Origin of the sequence: Enterobacter sp. JMULE2 (assembly GCF_013337145.1) — a bacterium.
Taxonomy (GTDB): domain Bacteria; phylum Pseudomonadota; class Gammaproteobacteria; order Enterobacterales; family Enterobacteriaceae; genus Enterobacter; species Enterobacter mori.
In genome coordinates this window covers 510,541-530,246 of the sequence record NZ_SGWD01000013.1, presented here as the reverse complement: position 1 = coordinate 530,246, position 19,706 = coordinate 510,541, and the positions used below count along the sequence as shown (strand labels likewise).

Genomic DNA, 19,706 nt, shown 5'->3' with positions numbered 1-19,706 from the left:
TCTCCGAAGGGGCGAAATAACCACACCGAAGTGTGGTTATGATTAAAACACCCGCTATTACTGGGTGCTGGTCGTCGTGGTGGTCGTGGTTCCGGTATTGGAGCCATCACCGCCACCGGTTGCCGCCAGCGCGACACCCACGGCTGAACTTACGGTGCTGGCGCTGGCTGCGGTTGAACTTCCCGCAGACGCAGACGTCGCAGCCGACCCTGCTGCTTCCCCGACCGGAACCGGAGCTGCATAAACAGATGTCGCCGCAAGCGCAGATATGGCAAAAATGCCATACAGTACTTTTTTCATAACAATTTCCCTTCAATGAATGAATGGAGATTTGCCCGAAAAGAAATTCAGGCGGATTCGAGTATACACAACTAAAGCAGCGGGATTGCCGTACGGATAAATAGGGAGGGAGTTTTCAGACTAATGGATAAAAACGAAACATAAGACGAATGACTAAAATATATTATGATTAAAAATCAATAACATATAATTAATCACTAATAATTTAATTATCCGGATTTTCCTAAAATAAACCGCAGTGATTAACGGGTTAACGGGCTTTTTCAGATAAAACTCAGAACCATAATTTGAGTTAACTAACAGACATCAGGAATTATCCGATAAAAAAATGCCGGCATATCGCCGGCATTTTTCATGACATATTTATTACGCACGCCATGCTTTATAACGGTTAATCAGGCCGTTTGTAGAGCTGTCGTGGCTGTCGATTGCTTTATCGTCACCCAACTCTGGCAGAATTCGGTTTGCCAGCTGTTTGCCCAGCTCAACGCCCCACTGGTCAAAGGTGAAGATGTTCAGGATAGCGCCCTGAGTGAAGATCTTGTGCTCGTACAGGGCAATCAGCGCGCCCAGGCTGAACGGGGTGATTTCGCGCAGCAGGATGGAGTTGGTTGGACGGTTGCCTTCGAATACCTTGAACGGCACAACGTGGTCCAGGGTTGCCGGATCTTTACCCTGGTCACGGTATTCCTGCTCAACCACCTCGCGAGATTTACCGAACGCCAGCGCCTCAGTCTGCGCGAAGAAGTTGGACAGCAGCTTCGGATGGTGGTCAGACAATGCGTTGTGCGTGATAGCCGGCGCGATGAAGTCGCACGGTACCATTTTGGTACCCTGGTGAATCAGCTGGTAGAACGCATGCTGGCCGTTGGTGCCTGGCTCGCCCCAGATGATTGGGCCAGTCTGGTAATCCACCGCATTGCCGTTACGGTCAACGTATTTACCGTTGGATTCCATGTTGCCCTGCTGGAAGTAGGCCGCAAAGCGGTGCATGTACTGGTCGTACGGCAGGATCGCTTCGGTTTCAGCGCCGAAGAAGTTGTTGTACCAGATACCGATCAGCGCCAGCAGCACCGGCAGGTTTTTCTCAGGCGCGGTGGTGGAGAAGTGTTTATCCATCGCGTGCGCGCCGGAGAGCAGCTCAACGAAGTTGTCGAAGCCCACGGACAGGATGATGGACAGACCGATTGCAGACCACAGAGAGTAGCGGCCGCCAACCCAGTCCCAGAACTCGAACATGTTCGCGGTATCAATACCGAACTCGCCCACCGCTTTACCGTTGGTAGACAGCGCCGCGAAGTGTTTCGCCACGTGTTTGTTGTCGCCAGCCGTTTTCAGGAACCAGTCGCGCGCGCTGTGGGCGTTGGTCATGGTTTCCTGGGTGGTGAAGGTTTTGGACGCGACCAGGAACAGGGTGGTTTCCGGGTTCACTTTCTTCAGTACTTCGGCGATATGGGTACCATCAACGTTAGATACGAAATGCATGTTGAGGTGGTTTTTGTACGGACGCAGCGCTTCGGTCACCATGAATGGGCCGAGGTCAGAACCGCCGATACCGATGTTCACCACGTCGGTGATAGCCTTGCCGGTGTAGCCTTTCCAGCTACCGGAGATGATCGCTTCAGAGAAGGCTTTCATCTTTTCCAGCACCGCGTTCACTTCCGGCATGACGTCTTTGCCGTCAACGATGATTGGCGTATTGCTACGGTTACGCAGGGCCACGTGCAGCACGGCGCGGTCTTCGGTACGGTTGATCTTCTCACCGGAGAACATGGATTTGATGGCGTCGGCCAGCTCAGTCTCTTTCGCCAGATCCTGCAGTTTTGCCAGCGTCTCTTCGGTAATGCGGTTTTTGGAGAAATCCACCAGCATCAGGTCGTCGAAGGTCGCGGAGAACTTAGAGAAACGATCGGCATCTTTCGCGAACAGATCCGCGATGGTAACGTCTTTCATTTCATCAAAATGTTTCTGGAGTGCCTGCCAGGCAGCGGTCTGCGTTGGGTTGATGTTTTTCATTAGCAATACTCTTCTGATTTGAGAATTGTGACTGCGGTCGATTGTAGCGCCTGCAAATAAAAATTGTGATGGTTTTTATGCCATTGCCCTGGCCTGCATCAAACGCAGGTGAAAAGACCCGAAAAGTATAGCTGCTGAAGTGGCCTCCTGCGGCGGCGAAATGTCGCCCAAAACAGGGTAAAACGGAGCATAAAATATGGCCCTGTTATAAGTCCTGTTTCTCAGGGGTACCCCCCCATGAAAAATCCGCATAATCCCAGCATTGACAGGACCTCCCCCGCATTTTATTTATAGGGCCGTATTTTGCGCCTGCACCTGTTTTCATTTCATTCTTGTGCCATGGTCGCTTATTCATTCCCTGACACGAGGTTGTTATGACGAGTTTTGTGGTCGCCAAGTTTGGCGGCACCAGTGTGGCAGATTACGCTGCCATGAACCGCAGCGCCGATGTGGTGCTGGCCGATCCGAATACCCGCCTGGTGGTGCTTTCTGCATCCGCTGGCGTGACGAACCTGCTGGTTTCTCTGTCTGAAGGACTTGAAGCGACAGAACGTTTCGTGAAGCTGGACGCGCTGCGCAAAATTCAGTTCGACATCCTTGAGTGCCTTCAGAATCCGAATGTGATCCGCGAGGAAATAGAACGCCTGCTGGAAAATATCACCACCCTGGCAGAAGCGGCGTCTCTGGCAAACTCCTCGGCCCTGACGGATGAACTGGTCAGCCACGGCGAGCTGATGTCTACCCTGCTGTTTGTTGAGATTATGCGCGAGCGTAATATTCAGGCGCAGTGGTTTGACGTGCGTAAAGTGATGCGCACTAGCGATCGCTTTGGCCGTGCCGAGCCGGATGTTGAAGCGCTGGCCGAGCTGACCAGCCAACAGCTGGCACCACGCCTGGAAGAGAGTATTGTGATCACCCAGGGCTTTATCGGCAGCGAAGCCAAAGGCCGCACCACGACGCTTGGCCGAGGCGGCAGTGATTACACCGCAGCCCTGCTGGGCGAAGCGCTGCATGCCACGCGCGTGGATATCTGGACGGACGTGCCGGGCATTTACACCACTGACCCTCGCGTAGTCTCTACGGCAAAACGTATTGACGTGATTGCGTTTGAAGAAGCGGCGGAGATGGCCACCTTTGGCGCGAAGGTGCTGCATCCGGCAACCCTGCTGCCTGCCGTGCGCAGCGATATTCCGGTCTTCGTCGGCTCCAGTAAAGAGCCGAAAGCAGGCGGCACGATGGTGTGTAAGAGAACCGAAAGCCCGCCGCTGTTCCGCGCGCTGGCCCTGCGTCGCAAGCAGACGCTGGTCACACTGCACAGCCATAACATGCTGCACTCCCGCGGCTTCCTGGCAGAAGTATTTGGCATCCTGGCGCGCCACAACATCTCCGTCGATCTGATCACCACGTCAGAAGTGAGCATTGCGCTGACGCTGGATACGACCGGCTCAACGTCCAAGGGTGATACCCTGCTGACCCAGTCGCTGCTGATTGAGCTGTCCGAGCTGTGCCGCGTGGAAGTAGAAGAAGACCTGGCGCTTGTTGCCATCATTGGCAACAAGCTGTCGCGCGCCTGCGGCGTGGGCAAAGAAGTGTTCGGCGTGCTCGACCCGTTCAGCATCCGCATGATTTGCTACGGCGCATCCAGCTATAACCTCTGCTTCCTGGTGCCTGCCGATCAGGCCGAGCAGGTGGTGCAGAAACTTCATCAGAATTTGTTTGAATAAAATTCGTTAGCACGATAAACAATACCTATAAGCCGGGCACAGACCCGGCTTTTTCATAACTAAACAACACAACACAATCGCAAGGAATACCTATGTTATCCGCCATCACGCGGCTGTTCCCGTTATGGGCGCTGCTGCTCTCCGTACTCGCGTATTATACCCCCACCACATTCACCGGTATTGGCCCGTGGGTCACCACGCTGCTGATGCTGATTATGCTCGGTATGGGCGTGCATCTGAAAATCGACGACTTTAAGCGCGTGCTGTCCCGCCCGGCTCCGGTTGCTGCAGGGATCTTCCTCCACTACCTGGTGATGCCGCTTGCGGCGTGGCTGCTGGCAATGGCCTTTAAGATGCCGCCGGATCTCTCTGCCGGGATGGTGCTCGTGGGCAGCGTCGCCAGCGGCACGGCATCCAACGTGATGATCTACCTGGCAAAAGGCGATGTGGCGCTCTCCGTCACCATCTCGTCCGTTTCCACACTGGTGGGCGTGGTTGCCACGCCCCTACTAACCCGCCTGTACGTTGATGCGCATATTCAGGTGGACGTGATGGGCATGCTGCTGAGCATTCTGCAAATCGTGGTGATCCCGATTGCGCTGGGCCTGGTGATTCACCATCTTTTCCCTCGCGTGGTGAAAGCGGTTGAGCCGTATCTGCCTGCGTTTTCGATGGTCTGTATTCTGGCCATCATCAGCGCCGTGGTGGCGGGTTCCGCGTCGCACATTGCTTCCGTAGGCTTTGTGGTGATCGTCGCGGTGGTGCTGCATAACACTATCGGCCTGCTGGGCGGCTACTGGGGCGGGAAGCTGTTTGGCTTTGACGAATCGACCTGCCGTACGCTGGCAATCGAAGTGGGCATGCAGAACTCCGGCCTGGCGGCGGCGCTCGGTAAAATCTACTTCTCGCCGCTGGCGGCACTGCCGGGAGCGCTGTTCTCCGTCTGGCACAACCTTTCCGGCTCGCTGCTGGCGGGCTACTGGTCCGGCAAACCGATTGATGAACAAGCGAAAAAAGATGCGGTGAAACAGGGTTAATTTGCCACGCTTGCTTTACACTGAAGCCTCTCTCTCAGGAGGCTTCAGCAATGGCTACACCACGATTGACCCAGAAAGACATGACGGAAGCCGAGCAGCGCGAACTGAAAACGCTTCTCGACCGCGCCCGCATCGCCCATGGCCGCACGCTGACGAACACCGAAACCAATCAGGTTAAGAAAGAGTACATCGATAAACTGATGGCGCAACGTGACGCCGAGGAGAAAAAAGCCCGCAAACTGAAAAAGCAGCAGGCTTATAAGCCGGATACCGAGACGACCTTTTCCTGGTCGGCCAATACCTCTACCCGTGGACGGCGCTAATTAGCGCCCTTTCTTTTTGCGGCCAGGCTGGGCAAAGCGTTTTCCGTTGGCCGGTTTGCCTCGACCTTTCTCTTCCGCCTGCGGCGCCTTCACCACCGGGCGCTTAATGGCCTGCGTTTTCGGTTTCGCTTTAGCTTTCGGCTTCGCTTCGGAGGATGAGTTCTCGATAAGCTTGAACAGCTCGATCAGCTCGTCTCCGGTTAAATCACGCCACTCACCGAGCGGAATGCCCGACAGGCTGACGTTCATAATGCGCGTGCGTTCCAGCTTCGTCACCTCGTAGCCGAAGTGCTCGCACATGCGGCGGATCTGACGGTTTAAGCCCTGCACCAGCGTAATGCGGAACGCGAACGGTGCTTCTTTCTTGACCTTACACTTTTTCGTGACGGTACCGAGGATCGGCACGCCCGCGCCCATGCCACGAATAAATTCGTCCGTCACCGGCTTGTTCACCGTGACAATGTACTCTTTCTCGTGGTCGTTACCGGCACGCAGAATTTTGTTGACCAGGTCACCGTGGTTGGTAAGGAAAATCAGCCCCTGAGAGTCTTTATCCAGACGGCCAATCGGGAAGATACGGCTGCTGTGGTTCACGAAATCAACGATGTTGTCCCGTTCACCGTCTTCCGTGGTGCTGACAATCCCAACCGGTTTATTCAACGCGATAAACACCAGGTCTTCAGCATCACGAGGCTCGATGACCTGACCATTCACTTTAACCACATCGCCAGGCACCACCTGGTCGCCGATGGTGGCGCGCTTGCCGTTGAGGAACACGTTACCCTGTTCAATGTAACGGTCCGCCTCGCGACGTGAGCAGATCCCGCTCTCGCTAATGTATTTGTTTAATCGGGTTGATTGAGTTGGCAGCATAGTTTCTCCTGTGAAGGCGAAATATACCTTACCTTGAGGCTGACAAAAAAGTGTTAGTAGCCGTTGATCAAAAAATCGAGTGCATCCCGCAGCGAAGCCCGGTTTTGCGTAAGATCGGCAACACGTTCGCCTAACTCTTTTGGCGATATGCCTGCCATCATGTGCATCATGACCACGCAGGGTTTTCCCGCGACCTCAACGGCGGGAGCGACCAGTACATGCTTCATCAGAACGACCTCTGAAAGTCACTAAAGGAGCCGTTTTCATCAACCCACTGGTTAATGGCGTCAATCGAAGCTTTATTTTCTTCAAGCCACTCTGCGCGCCGATGTTCACGAAATTGCTCCTGCAAAGCCGCCGTTAGCACGGCAGAAAGGTTAAGTTTAAGCCTTCGCGCCTCTTCAAGGATGTCGGGCGACAGGGAAACATTCACTGATTTTTTAATGCTATTAGCACCGCGCATGAGAACCCCCATTGGAATGCGCATGAATTGGCGAAGTGTAGCGTAATAATTGAGCACTTCCTATTCCCTTAAAAATGTAAGGGTTGAAGAATAAATTGCTCTTTATGGGGAGTCACGCCTCACAAAACCGTTTTGCGAGGCGCTTTCAGCGATTAATACTCATCCCGCTCGTCGTCTTCATCCGGCTGTTCCATCACGCTGTACGCCACCGCGCAGAACAATGAGTTCAGACGTTTCATATCGCCCAGCAGCCCCAGGTGGAGCGAGCTGGTTTCGATACTCTGCACGTTCTGCTGGTGCAGACGCTCGACGTGGGCGTGCGAGTAGCGGCGGTTGAGGATGCGGAAACGGTGCTTGTTGCGGCGCAGGCGGCGCGCGCTCGGTACGTCGCTTGAGAAGAAGACCGACATCGCCAGCTTCAGGTTGCTGACCAGCTGTTCGTGCAGCGCTTCCAGCTCCTTCAGCCCTTCGCCCGAGAACGCTCGACGCGCGGCCAGGGATTTGTCGGCGATCTCGCTGCCCATACGTTCAACGATATCCGACGCCTGCTCAAGGTTGAGCGACATCTCGATAATTTCCGCCCAGCGTCGGGACTCCTCTTCCGCCAGCTCGTCCTGCGGGAGGCGCGCCAGATAGAGCTTGATGGCGGTGTACAGCACGTTGATGTCGTCTGCCAGCCTGCGCAGCTCTTTCTCTTCGCGCGGCTCGCCGTGCATCACCTTCTGCAGCCCTTCGAGCATGGTTTCCATCGCATCGCCCATGCGCAGCGTTTCACGGGCGGCATTGGCGATAGCCAGCGCCGGGGTATCCAGCACCGAGGTGTCCAGATGCTTCGGTTTGAGGCGCGCATCCAGCTCTGGTTCATCGCGGATGAGGCGCTCGCAGAAGCGGGCCATCGGCGCAGCGAACGGCACCATCGCCAGACAGCGCACCAGGTTGTAGAAGACGTGGAAGTAGATCACCAGCTCCGCCTTCGGCAGCGGAAGGTTGTCCATCAGGTTCGCCAGCGGGTGAACGAACGGCAGAATAATCAGGCTGCCCACCAGCTTAAACAGCAGGCTGCCCAGCGCCACGCGGCGGGCGGCGGCATTGGCGGCGCTGTTATTGAGCATCGCCAGCAGGCCGGAGCCTAGGTTGGCCCCGATCACCAGACACAGCGCCACCGGGAAGGAGATCGCGCCTGCAGCGGTGAGCGTGGCCGTCAGCAGAACTGCCGCCAGGCTGGAGTAGCTGACGATAGCAAACACCGCACCGATCAGCGCATCCAGCATGATATCCCCGGTCAGCGAGGCGAAGATGACCTGCACGCCGTTGGCTTCGGTGATAGGGGTAACCGCCTGAACAATCAGCTCCAGCGCCAGCAGGATCAACCCGAGGCCAATCCCCACGCGGCCAAGCTGTCCGGCACGCGTCTGCTTACGGCCAAGGAAGAAGATCACGCCGAGGAAAATCAGCAGCGGCGACAGCCAGGAAAGATCGAAGGTCAGAACACGCGCCATCAGCGCGGTACCAACGTCGGCTCCCAGAACGATCACCAGCGCCGGGGCGAGTGCGACCAGATCCTGCGCCACAAACGAGGTGACGAGCATGGTGGTGGCGTTGCTGCTTTGCACCAGCGCCGTAACGCCGATGCCCGCGCAGAACGCGAGCGGCTTCTTCTCAACGCTGCCGCTGAGGACGGTACGTAATCGCGCGCCGAACACGCGCATCACGCCGGTACGGACGATATGGGTACCCCATACGAGCAGTGCGACTGCAGAGAGCAGGTGTAACAACGTCAACACGGAAGGTGTTCCTCCTTATCGTTATCTATTTTCCTGAGGTTCGCTGCGCGTTGCCTTGCTGAATAGCGGCTACGCGTTGGCCCGATAAGCGCAGCGCCACCGGGCAATAAGGTTAGAACCTTATTTGAGTATAAGGGTTTAAACGTAAGAAAGAGACAGGGCGCCCCATGAGCGCCCTGTTTGTTGTAAGGAAAAGTGATTTTAGTCGGCGTCGTAGCCCAGATTCGGTGCCAGCCAGCGTTCCACTTCAGACACGCTCATCCCTTTACGCAGGGCATAATCTTCGATCTGATCCCGCTGCAGCTGCGCCACGGCGAAGTACTTGCTGTCCGGATGGCTGAAGTACCAGCCTGAGACTGACGCACCTGGCCACATGGCGAACGACTCGGTGAGCTTCATGCCGGTATGGGTTTCCACGTCCAGCAGTTTCCAGATGGTGCCTTTTTCGGTGTGCTCCGGGCAGGCCGGGTAGCCCGGCGCCGGACGAATGCCCTGGTAATTTTCGCGGATCAGTTCCTCGTTGCTGAGGTTTTCGTTCGCCGCGTAGCCCCAGTGCACCTTACGCACGCGCTCGTGGAGGTACTCGGCGAAGGCTTCCGCCAGACGGTCAGCAATCGCTTTCACCATGATTTTGTTGTAATCATCGTGCTTCGCTTCGAACGCATCCGCCAGCGCGTCTTCTTCCAGACCGCCGGTTACCGCAAAGGCACCGATATAATCGGCTTTGCCACTCAGCTTCGGCGCGACGAAATCGGCCAGGCAGTAGTTGGCAAAGCCCACTTTCTCCGTTTGCTGGCGCAGATGGCGGCTGACCGCCAGCACGTGGGTGCGGGTTTCATCGCGATAAATTTCCACGTCGTCGCCCACGCGGTTCGCCGGGAACAGGCCCACCACGCCGCGCGGGTTGAGGGTTTTCTCTGCGCTCAGCGTGTCGAGCATGTCGTTGGCATCTTTAAACAGGCGCTTCGCCTCCTCGCCGACCACCTCATCCTCCAGGATGCGCGGATATTTGCCCGCCAGTGACCAGGTCATAAAGAACGGCGTCCAGTCAATGTAGTTGCGCAGCGTCTCGATGCTTGCCGTTACGTCCTGCACGCCCAGACGGTGTGCGACCGGCGGCGTATAGCTGGACCAGTCAAAGGCCAGATCGTTGTCGCGCGCCGCCTGAAGTGAAACAGGCGGGGTGCGCGGCTTCTTACGGCCGTGCTGGATGCGAACGGTTTCGTACTCTTTGCGGGTGCGCGCCACAAAATCGTCGCGCTGGGTGTCGGAGAGCAGCGCGGAGACCACGCCCACGGTGCGCGAGGCGTTTTGCACGTAAACCGTCGGGCCGCTGTAGTTCTGCTCGATTTTCACCGCCGTGTGCGCTTTCGAGGTGGTCGCTCCGCCAATCAGCAGCGGGATGGTAAAGCCCTGACGCTCCATCTCTTTCGCCACGTTGACCATCTCGTCCAGGGACGGGGTAATCAGCCCGGAAAGGCCAATCAGGTCGGCATTCACCTCGCGCGCGGTCTTGAGGATTTTGTCCGCCGGGACCATCACGCCGAGGTCGATAATTTCGTAGTTATTACACTGCAGCACTACGCCGACGATATTCTTGCCGATGTCGTGCACGTCGCCCTTCACGGTGGCAATCACCATCTTGCCGTTGCTGGAGCCTTTCTCTTTGCTGGCTTCGATGTAGGGCTCGAGATACGCCACCGCCTGCTTCATCACGCGGGCGGATTTCACCACCTGCGGCAGGAACATTTTGCCCTCACCGAACAGATCGCCGACCACGTTCATGCCGTCCATCAGCGGGCCTTCGATCACTTCGATTGGACGGGCGGCCTGCTGACGTGCTTCTTCAGTGTCGAGTTCAATAAATTCGGTAATGCCTTTGACCAGCGAATATTCCAGACGCTTTTTCACGTCCCAGGAACGCCACTCGGCCTGCTGTACGTTTGCCGCCTCATCCGATTTGCTGCCGCGGTATTTCTCCGCCAGGTCCAGCATGCGCTCGGTGGCGTCGTCACGGCGGTTAAGGATCACGTCCTCGACGGCATCGCGCAGCTCGGCAGGGAGGTCGTCGTAAATTGCCAGCTGCCCGGCGTTAACGATCCCCATGTCCATGCCGTTGCGGATGGCGTAGTAGAGGAACACGGCGTGGATCGCTTCACGCACCGGGTCGTTGCCGCGGAACGAGAACGACACGTTCGACACGCCGCCGGAGATCAGCGCATGCGGCAGTTCGCGCTTGATGTCTTCACACGCCCCGATAAAGTCCTGGGCGTAGTTGTTGTGCTCTTCAATCCCGGTCGCGACGGCGAAGATGTTCGGGTCGAAGATAATATCTTCCGGCGGGAAGCCCACCTCTTCGGTCAAAATCTTGTACGCGCGGCGGCATATCTCGATTTTGCGCTCGCGGGTATCCGCCTGGCCCACTTCGTCGAAGGCCATCACCACCACGGCGGCACCGTAGCGGCGCACCATCTTCGCGTGGTGGATAAAGATATCAACACCCTCCTTCATCGAGATGGAGTTAACGATGCCTTTGCCCTGGATGCACTTCAGCCCTTTTTCAATGACTTCCCATTTGGAGGAGTCGATCATGATCGGCACGCGGGCGATGTCCGGCTCACCGGCAATCAGGTTGAGGAAACGCACCATCGCCGCTTCGGCGTCGAGCATCCCCTCGTCCATGTTGATATCGATAATCTGCGCGCCGCTTTCCACCTGCTGGCGGGCAACGTCCAGCGCTTCGCTGTACTTCTCTTCTTTGATCAGGCGCTTGAACTTTGCCGAACCGGTAACGTTAGTACGCTCACCCACGTTCACAAACAGGCTGTCGTCGCCGATGGTCAACGGCTCAAGGCCGGAAAGGCGACAGGCAACCGGTAGCTCGGGCAGCTTGCGCGGCGGCAGACCGGCGACGGCGTTGCTCATGGCCGCGATGTGCTCCGGCGTGGTGCCGCAGCAGCCGCCGACGATGTTCAGGAAGCCAGACTCGGCCCACTCGCGGATTTGCGCCGCCATGGTGTCAGCATCGAGATCGTATTCACCGAACGCGTTCGGCAGACCGGCGTTCGGGTGGGCGGTGACGTAGCATTCCGCGATACGGGAAAGCTCCTGCACGTACTGGCGCAGTTCATCCGGCCCCAGCGCACAGTTGAGGCCAAAGGAGAGCGCTTCGGCGTGGCGCAGGGAGTTATAAAACGCTTCGGTTGTCTGGCCGGACAGGGTGCGGCCGGAGGCGTCGGTGATGGTGCCGGAAATCATGATCGGCAGGTCAACGCCCAGCGCCTCGAACTCCTCTTTCACCGCGTAAATCGCAGCTTTGGCGTTGAGGGTGTCGAATACGGTTTCAATCAGGATCAGGTCGGAACCACCTTCCACCAGCGCTCTGGTCGATTCACGGTAGGCGGCAACCAGTTGGTCAAAGGTGATATTACGAAACGCCGGGTCGTTGACGTCCGGTGAAATCGACGCGGTGCGGTTCGTCGGGCCAAGCACCCCGGCAACATAGCGCGGTTTGTCCGGCGTGCGGGCCGTCCACTCGTCGGCGCAGGCGCGTGCAAGCTTTGCGGCTTCAAAGTTGATCTCCGCCGACAGGGATTCCATCTGGTAATCCGCCATGGCGATGGTTGTCGAGTTGAAGGTATTGGTCTCAACGATATCCGCACCCGCTTCAAAGTAGGCGTTGTGGATATCTTTAATAACCGACGGCTTGCTGAGCACCAGCAGGTCGTTGTTCCCCTTCAGGTCGCAGGGCCAGTCTGCGAAGCGCTCGCCGCGGAAATCGTCTTCACTCAGACGATAGCCCTGGATCATGGTGCCCATGCCGCCGTCCAGCACCAGAATTCGTTCATTTAACTGCGCACGCAGTTGCTCTACTTTGCTGCTCACACTTGCTCCCGACAACGCTCAACAAGGCCAAAAGGCTGGGTTCCATACTGGCACAATCTCGCAGGGTGGAAAAGTCACACAGCGGTAACATGAGACATGTTCACCATCACTCCTCCGATCAGTCATGAAAGCGGTTGCAAAATCACCAAATAAAACGAAAATGATTTCCACGATACAGAAAAAGGAGATCGTCATGGTCACGACCGTTCCCGCCAAACGCGGCAGAAAGCCTGCTGCCACCACCGCTGCACAACCCGGCGGACAGGTTCAATCGCTCACGCGCGGTCTGAAGCTGCTGGAGTGGATAGCCGAGTCGCACGGCAGCGTGGCCCTGACCGAGTTGGCCCAGCAGGCTGGTCTGCCGAACTCCACGACGCACCGCCTGCTAACCACCATGCAGCAGCTGGGGTTTGTCCGCCAGGTCGGCGAGCTGGGGCACTGGGCGGTGGGCGCGCATGCGTTTATCGTCGGCAGCAGCTTCCTGCAGAGCCGCAACCTGCTGGCGATTGTGCACCCGATTCTGCGCAAGCTGATGGAAGACTCCGGCGAGACGGTCAACCTGGCGGTGCTGGACCAGAGCGACCACCAGGCGATTATCATCGACCAGGTGCAGTGCACGCAGCTGATGCGCATGTCCGCACCGATTGGCGGCAAGCTGCCGATGCACGCCTCTGGGGCGGGGAAAGCGTTTCTCTCGCAGCTGAGCGAGGAGCAGGTGACGGGGCTGCTGCACCGTAAAGGTCTGCACGCCTATACCCACGCCACGCTGGTGTCGCCCGTGCATCTGAAAGAAGATCTGGCCCTGACCCGCAAGCGCGGCTACTCGTTTGATGATGAGGAGCATGCGCTGGGCCTGCGCTGCCTGGCATCCTGTATTTTTGACGAGCACCGCGAGCCGTTTGCCGCCATCTCCATCTCCGGCCCCATTTCACGCATGACTGATGACCGCGTGACCGAGCTGGGTGCGCTGGTGATTAAGGCGGCGAAAGAGGTGACGCTGGCGTATGGTGGGATTCGTTGAGGTTGAGTGCGGCCTGATGCCCTCACCCCGGCCCTCTCCCACAGGGGAGGGAGAAAACCGGATGCTAAACCGCTGCTTGCGGCGGTAAGCGTACACATCTTCCACGTGCCCATTTTTGATCCGCGTTTGCAGTCCGCGCCAGTAGCTGGCGCGGAAAAGATCCTCATGCATCTCTTCGAATAGCGGCCCGATGCGCGGGTCGGCGCACAGCCAGTGGCGAAACTCCTCCGGAAACACGTCCCCCGGCGAGACGCTATACCACGGCTCGCTGGAAAGCTCATCTTCCGGGTAGCGGGGCTGTGGTATATCGCGGAAATTCACCTCGGTCATGTAGCAAATTTCGTCGTAATCGTAGAACACCACCCGCCCGTGACGGGTGACGCCAAAGTTTTTAAACAGCATGTCGCCGGGAAAAATATTGGCGGCGGCAAGCTGGCGAATCGCGTTGCCGTATTCTTCAATGGCGTCACGTAAGGCCTGACCGTCAGCCTGCTCAAGCCAGATATTCAGCGGTACCATGCGGCGTTCGATGTAGAGATGGCTGATCACGATTTTGTCACCCAGATCGGTGATTTTCGCGGGCGCTTCCTGCATTAACAGCGCCATGAGCGCCGGGTCGATCTGCTGTTTATCCAGCACAAAGTTTTCGAATTCCTGGGTATCCGCCATCCGCCCGACGCGATCGTGCTCTTTAACCAGCTGATAGCAGGCGCGGACGTGCGCAGCGCTCATCTCCTTCTGCGGCGCGAATCTGTCTTTAATCACCTTAAAGACCCGGTCGAAACCCGGCAGCGTAAAGACCAGCATCACCATACCGCGAATGCCTGGCGCTTCGATAAACTGCTCGTCGGCCGCAGTGACGTAGCGCAGGTACTCCCGGTAGCTTTCCGTTTTGGCGTGCTTCTGGCAGCCAATCGCCATATACAGCTCGGCGGTGGTTTTGCCCGGCAGGATCTCGCGCAGCCACTCCACCAGAGCGGCAGGCAGCGGGGCGTACACCATGAAATAGGAGCGGGCGAAGCCAAATACGATGCTGGCCTCGGCGCCGGTGGTTAGGCAGGTATCGACAAACAGTTCCCCGTCGTCGGTACGGTGAATCGGCAGCAGAAACGGCACAATAGCGGTTGGCGTAACCAGTTTACCCACCAGCCAGGCGGCTTTATTGCGGTAGAAAAGCTCGTTGGCAACCTGCAAATGGCTGCGGCTGAGCACCTCCGAGCCGAAGGTTTCGTTGAGATGCGCGTGGATATAACCGATATCCCGGGTTTTGTTTTCCCAGGGCAAGCGCAGCGGCAGATCCGTTAGCACGCGGTGCAGGAGCTTTTCCCATCCGCGATCGGGAAAGAAGTCTTTCGCCAGCGGACGCGGAATGGTTCGAAAGCGTCGCTCGGGCTGGGAGCTGAAGATAAATAACCGCTCAGGAGATAGTGAGCGGTGGTCAAATAACCGGCAATAGACGGAGTTAAAAAAGCTCTCCGCAATCTCGAAGCGAGGGTAGTCGGGTAACAGGTGGGTGTAATGCTCCTTCACGCGCAGTAAAAAATCCGCATCCGGGCTTTTACCGTCGGTAATACAGCGAAGCTGCTCCACCACCAGACCCACGTGGTGATCATAGAGATGGATACGCTGCTTCATGGCCTGCTGAACCGCATGCCAGTCTGCATGTTCGAAGCGCTGCTGCGCGCCGGATGTCACTTCAAGAAAACGACCATACTGGGCATCAAAGCCCTGCAAAATAGTTTGGGCAATCAGTAATTCCAGACCACGCGACATATATTCCCCCTCACCCCCAACCCTCTCCCCGAGGGGGGAGAGGGGGAAAAGATTAGAACTGTGCTTCTTCGGTTGAGCCCGTTAAGGCGGTGACGGAGGAGGTGCCGCCCTGAATGATGGTCGTCACGTTATCGAAGTATCCGGTTCCCACCTCCTGCTGGTGAGAGACGAAGGTATAGCCGTCTTTACCCGCAGCAAACTCCGGCTGCTGCACCTTCTCAACGTAGTGCTTCATGCCTTCACCCTGCGCGTAGGCGTGCGCCAGGTCGAACATGTTGAACCACATGCTGTGGATGCCTGCCAGGGTAATGAACTGGTATTTGTAACCCATGTCGGACAGCTGCTGCTGGAAGCTGGCGATAGTTTCGTCATCCAGCTTTTTCTGCCAGTTGAAGGACGGCGAGCAGTTGTAGGCCAGCAGCTTGCCCGGGTATTTCGCGTGGATGGCGTCGGCAAAGCGTTTTGCCAGCGCCAGATCCGGCGTTGAGGTTTCACACCAGACCAGGTCCGCATAAGGCGCGTACGCCAGGCCACGGCTGATCGCCTGTTCAATGCCGGCATGGGTACGGTAGAAGCCTTCACTGGTGCGCTCGCCGGTGATGAACTCGCTGTCGTACGGGTCGCAGTCAGAGGTGATCAGATCCGCCGCGTCCGCATCGGTACGGGCAATCACCAGCGTCGGCACGCCGAGCACGTCAGCAGCCAGACGCGCCGCAACCAGCTTCTGCACGGCTTCCTGGGTTGGGACGAGGACTTTGCCGCCCATGTGTCCGCATTTCTTCACGGACGCCAGCTGGTCTTCGAAGTGAACGGCCGCTGCACCGGCCTCAATCATCGATTTCATCAGCTCGAAGGCGTTCAGCACGCCGCCGAAGCCCGCTTCTGCATCCGCGACGATCGGCAGGAAGTAATCCGTAAAGCGCGGATCGTTTGGTTCGATACCGGCGGCCCACTGGATCTGATCCGCACGGCGGAAGGTGTTGTTGATCCGATCCACCACCGACGGCACGGAGTTAGCCGGGTAGAGCGACTGATCCGGGTACATGCTGGAGGCCAGGTTGGCGTCCGCTGCGACCTGCCATCCGGAGAGGTAAATCGCCTCGATCCCGGCCTTCGCCTGCTGCAGCGCCTGACCGCCGGTCAGCGCGCCGAGGCTGTTGATATAGCCCTTTTTGGAGCCACCGTGCAGCAGCTTCCACATTTTCGCCGCACCGTTCTGTGCCAGCGTGCACTCTGGGTTGACCGAGCCGCGTAATTTCACCACTTCCTCTGCGCTGTACGGACGGCGGATGCCTTCCCAGCGCGGTTGAGTCCACTCTTTCTTTAACTCTTCGATTTGTTGGGTACGGGTTTTCATGTGCAGATGCTCCATTTTGTTATGTGGTGAGTTACGCCAGGAAGCGGTAGCCCGGCAGGGTCAGGAAGTCGATTAAGTCATCTGAGGTGGTGATTTGCTCCATCAGGCGCGCAGCGTCGTCAAAATGTCCACTGCTGAAGCGGTGTTCGCCCAGCTCGTCCTGGATCACCCGCATCTCTTCGGCCAGCATCTGGCGGAACAGAGATTTGGTCACCGGCTTGCCGTTGCTGAGCGTTTTTTGATGATGGATCCACTGCCAGATGGAGGTGCGAGAGATCTCCGCCGTCGCGGCATCTTCCATCAGGCCGTAGATCGGCACGCAGCCGTTACCGGAGATCCACGCTTCGATGTACTGGACCGCGACGCGGATATTGGCACGCATGCCCTCCTCCGTACGCTCACCCGTACACGGTGCCAGCAGCTGTTCTTCTGCGATGGGTGCGTCGTCTTCACGTGTGACAAACAGCTGGTTTTTATTGTCACCAAGCACGCGGTTGAAGACCTCCATCGCCGTGTCGGCTAGTCCTGGATGGGCAATCCACGTGCCGTCATGGCCGTTACGGGCCTCAAGTTCTTTATCGGCTTTCACCTTGTTGAGCACCTGGTTATTGCGTTCTGCATCTTTGCTCGGAATGAATGCCGCCATGCCGCCCATCGCAAAGGCACCGCGCTTGTGGCAGGTTTTGATCAGCAGACGTGAGTAGGCACTGAGGAATGGTTTATCCATAGTGACCACCTGGCGATCCGGCAGCACGCGATCGCCGTGATTTTTCAGGGTTTTGATGTAGCTGAAGATGTAGTCCCAGCGTCCGCAGTTCAGGCCGACAATATGATCGCGCAGCGCATGCAGGATTTCATGCATCTGGAATACCGCAGGCAGCGTTTCAATCAGCAGCGTGGCCTTGATGGTGCCGCGCGGCAGGTCAAAACGGTCTTCCGCATAGCTGAACACCTCGCTCCACCAGGCCGCTTCCTGCCAGGACTGTGTTTTTGGCAGATAGAAATAGGGACCGCTGCCTTTTGCCAGCAGGTTCTTGTAGTTGTGGAAGAAATAGAGTGCGAAATCAAACAGGCTGCCCGGAATGGCTTCCCCACGCCAGGTGACATGTTTTTCAGGCAGGTGCAGGCCGCGTACGCGACAGATCAGCACCGCCGGGTTCGGCTTGAGCTGGTAAATTTTACCGGCTTCGTTGGTATAGCTAATGGTGCCGTTCACGGCGTCGCGCAGGTTGATCTGCCCGTCGATAACTTTGTTCCAGTCTGGCGCCAGTGAATCTTCAAAATCCGCCATAAAGACTTTAACGTTGGCATTCATGGCGTTGATCACCATTTTGCGCTCTACCGGACCGGTGATCTCAACGCGACGATCCTGTAAATCTTCAGGGATGCCGCGGATTTTCCATTCACCATGGCGAATGGAAGCGGTTTCCGAAATGAAGCCAGGCAACTTGCCATCGTCAATTTCCTGCTGCTGATGAATACGTGCCGCCAGCAGCTTATTGCGCTGTGGCGTAAAGCGAGTCACCAGTTCAGTCAGAAATTCTACCGCTTCCGCCGTCAAAACTTGCTGTTCTTGCTCGCCATACAGCTGGGTAAAGGCCAGTTCATCGACCGTCGTTGCCTGTTGAGTCATTACTCTGCTCCTCATCAAAGATCCAAAATCACGCCCCCGATGCGAACGAAAGATCGTTGGGTAGTTTTCGCTCAGCAGAATTAAGACTATCTATATTTTTTCCAAAATCAAAAACAATTTCCATTTTAATTGTTAACTGTAATTAATTTATTGATTTTATTGAGGTTAAAGTTTGATCGAATGGTGAGTGGCATTTCGGAAATAAAAAAGGCACCTGAAGGTGCCTGATTTGAATAGCTGAAACGCTTTAGGATCGTTTAATGCAGAAGATTACTCCAGCGTCGGATTCATGTGACGCAGATCGTATGGCGTTATCTGGTAGACGTAATAGTTGAGCCAGTTAGTGAAAAGCAAATTCCCGTGGCTGCGCCAGGTTGCTCTCGGTTTGTTTTGCGGATCGTCTTTTGGGAAATAGTTGTACGGTACTTCCGGATTAAGACCCGCTTCGACATCACGGAAATACTCTGACGCGAGAGTATGCGGATCGTACTCAGGATGCCCGGTCACAAATGCAATGCGTTTATCCTTGCTGGCAAACAGGTAAGCATCCCCATCTTCCGTTTCGGCCAGGATCTCCAGATCGGTGTAATCACGAATCAGCTGGGCCGGGAAATCGGCGTAGCGAGAATGCGGGGCCAGGAAAGAGTCATCGAAACCACGCGTCAGCAACGCATGGGGATGAAGAATGTGGTGTTCGTATACGCCGGAGAGTTTTTCAGTGCGGGTTTGCTTGGGGATGCCATAAAGAATATTCAGTGCGGCTTGTACCGCCCAACAGACAAACAATGTGGACGTGACGTGATCTTTTGCCCACTCCAGGACCTGTTTGATCTGTGGCCAGTAGGCGACATCATTAAATTCAACCAGACCGAGCGGCGCGCCGGTCACAATCAGTCCGTCGAAGTTTTCACCCTGAATGTCAGCGAAGTTACAGTAGAAGTTGTTCAGATGCTCAGAAGGCGTGTTACGCGACTCGCGGGCATCGATTCGCAGCAGCTGAATATCGACCTGCAGTGGGGAGTTCGACAGAAGACGCAGGAACTGGTTTTCTGTTTCGATCTTTTTCGGCATCAGATTGAGAATAAGCACCTTCAGCGGGCGAATTTCCTGACCTGTCGCACGCGAAGCCGTCATGACGAAGACGTTTTCTTCACGCAAGAAATTGACGGCTGGTAGCTCGTCCTGCACCCGAATCGGCATAACTTAATATCCTCACAGCATACGTATAAACGTTTAGACATCCAGATAGCTAACGATACCCAGAAACAGGCATAATGTCGAGCCTGCAAGCGTAAGGTGAGAAAGTTTCAAGGAGGGGGAAAAACAAAAGCAAAAAACCCCGCACCTTTCGGTACGGGGTTCTTCTAATTGATGCCTGGCAGTTCCCTACTCTCACATGGGGAGACCCCACACTACCATCGGCGCTACGGCGTTTCACTTCTGAGTTCGGCATGGGGTCAGGTGGGACCACCGCGCTAAAGCCGCCAGGCAAATTCTGTTAAATCTGTATCAAAGCT

General features: G+C 56.5%; 15 protein-coding genes and 1 rRNA gene. 4 read left to right on the top strand and 12 right to left on the bottom strand.

Annotation, left to right across the window (positions count from 1 at the left end; translation table 11 throughout):
- Window positions 1-57: 57 nt before the first annotated feature.
- Both yjbE and pgi read right to left on the bottom strand, forming a co-directional pair.
- Window positions 58-300, bottom strand: coding sequence for an exopolysaccharide production protein YjbE (yjbE, locus tag EXW94_RS14770; RefSeq protein ID WP_126817313.1), 243 nt, complete (start codon window positions 298-300; stop codon window positions 58-60).
- 366 nt (window positions 301-666) lie between these two features.
- On the bottom strand, window positions 667-2,316 hold the full coding sequence (gene pgi, locus EXW94_RS14765; protein WP_148401249.1) for a glucose-6-phosphate isomerase: 1,650 nt from the start codon (window positions 2,314-2,316) through the stop codon (window positions 667-669).
- A gap of 374 nt (window positions 2,317-2,690) precedes the next feature.
- Between pgi and lysC the strand changes: the two genes are divergently transcribed.
- The 3 genes from lysC to EXW94_RS14750 all read left to right on the top strand — a co-directional run bounded on the left by lysC (window position 2,691) and on the right by EXW94_RS14750 (window position 5,400).
- Window positions 2,691-4,040, top strand: a complete 1,350-nt coding sequence (gene lysC, locus EXW94_RS14760; protein ID WP_108418104.1) for a lysine-sensitive aspartokinase 3 — start codon at window positions 2,691-2,693, stop codon at window positions 4,038-4,040.
- A 92-nt stretch (window positions 4,041-4,132) separates the two neighbouring features.
- Complete coding sequence (panS, locus tag EXW94_RS14755) at window positions 4,133-5,077, top strand: ketopantoate/pantoate/pantothenate transporter PanS (protein ID WP_174340394.1); 945 nt, start codon at window positions 4,133-4,135, stop codon at window positions 5,075-5,077.
- A 50-nt stretch (window positions 5,078-5,127) separates the two neighbouring features.
- Complete coding sequence (locus EXW94_RS14750; protein ID WP_174340393.1) at window positions 5,128-5,400, top strand: DUF3811 domain-containing protein; 273 nt, start codon at window positions 5,128-5,130, stop codon at window positions 5,398-5,400.
- On the opposite strand, the gene rluF is transcribed toward EXW94_RS14750, so the two are convergent.
- From rluF to metH, 5 genes are all read right to left on the bottom strand, one after another.
- Complete coding sequence (gene rluF, locus EXW94_RS14745; RefSeq protein ID WP_042715618.1) at window positions 5,401-6,273, bottom strand: 23S rRNA pseudouridine(2604) synthase RluF; 873 nt, start codon at window positions 6,271-6,273, stop codon at window positions 5,401-5,403.
- Between the two features lie 53 nt (window positions 6,274-6,326).
- Window positions 6,327-6,500, bottom strand: coding sequence for a CcdB family protein (locus EXW94_RS14740; RefSeq protein WP_023334123.1), 174 nt, complete (start codon window positions 6,498-6,500; stop codon window positions 6,327-6,329).
- Window positions 6,500-6,793: a type II toxin-antitoxin system CcdA family antitoxin gene (locus tag EXW94_RS14735; protein WP_032666560.1), complete on the bottom strand. Its 294-nt coding sequence runs from the start codon at window positions 6,791-6,793 to the stop codon at window positions 6,500-6,502. The genes EXW94_RS14740 and EXW94_RS14735 overlap by 1 nt, the downstream gene beginning before the upstream one ends.
- A gap of 95 nt (window positions 6,794-6,888) precedes the next feature.
- Window positions 6,889-8,520 (bottom strand): Na/Pi cotransporter family protein, encoded by a 1,632-nt coding sequence (locus EXW94_RS14730; RefSeq protein ID WP_126817309.1) that lies wholly within the window; start codon window positions 8,518-8,520, stop codon window positions 6,889-6,891.
- A gap of 201 nt (window positions 8,521-8,721) precedes the next feature.
- The gene (gene metH / locus EXW94_RS14725) at window positions 8,722-12,405 is read right to left on the bottom strand and encodes a methionine synthase (RefSeq protein ID WP_174340392.1); all 3,684 of its coding nucleotides are present in this window, start codon (window positions 12,403-12,405) and stop codon (window positions 8,722-8,724) included.
- A 193-nt stretch (window positions 12,406-12,598) separates the two neighbouring features.
- Here metH and iclR point away from each other — a divergent pair, with 193 nt between their 5' ends.
- Window positions 12,599-13,426, top strand: a complete 828-nt coding sequence (iclR, locus tag EXW94_RS14720; RefSeq protein ID WP_074136400.1) for a glyoxylate bypass operon transcriptional repressor IclR — start codon at window positions 12,599-12,601, stop codon at window positions 13,424-13,426.
- On the opposite strand, the gene aceK is transcribed toward iclR, so the two are convergent.
- The 5 genes from aceK to rrf form a co-directional block, all read right to left on the bottom strand.
- The gene (aceK, locus tag EXW94_RS14715) at window positions 13,334-15,199 is read right to left on the bottom strand and encodes a bifunctional isocitrate dehydrogenase kinase/phosphatase (protein ID WP_375336645.1); all 1,866 of its coding nucleotides are present in this window, start codon (window positions 15,197-15,199) and stop codon (window positions 13,334-13,336) included. The two genes, iclR and aceK, sit on opposite strands and share 93 nt — an antisense overlap.
- A gap of 52 nt (window positions 15,200-15,251) precedes the next feature.
- Complete coding sequence (gene aceA / locus EXW94_RS14710; RefSeq protein WP_126817299.1) at window positions 15,252-16,556, bottom strand: isocitrate lyase; 1,305 nt, start codon at window positions 16,554-16,556, stop codon at window positions 15,252-15,254.
- A gap of 31 nt (window positions 16,557-16,587) precedes the next feature.
- Window positions 16,588-18,189: a malate synthase A gene (aceB, locus tag EXW94_RS14705; protein ID WP_174340391.1), complete on the bottom strand. Its 1,602-nt coding sequence runs from the start codon at window positions 18,187-18,189 to the stop codon at window positions 16,588-16,590.
- A 270-nt stretch (window positions 18,190-18,459) separates the two neighbouring features.
- The gene (gene metA / locus EXW94_RS14700; RefSeq protein WP_108418110.1) at window positions 18,460-19,389 is read right to left on the bottom strand and encodes a homoserine O-succinyltransferase; all 930 of its coding nucleotides are present in this window, start codon (window positions 19,387-19,389) and stop codon (window positions 18,460-18,462) included.
- Window positions 19,390-19,562: 173 nt separating this feature from the next.
- Window positions 19,563-19,678 (bottom strand): 5S ribosomal RNA (gene rrf, locus EXW94_RS14695).
- Window positions 19,679-19,706: the final 28 nt, after the last annotated feature.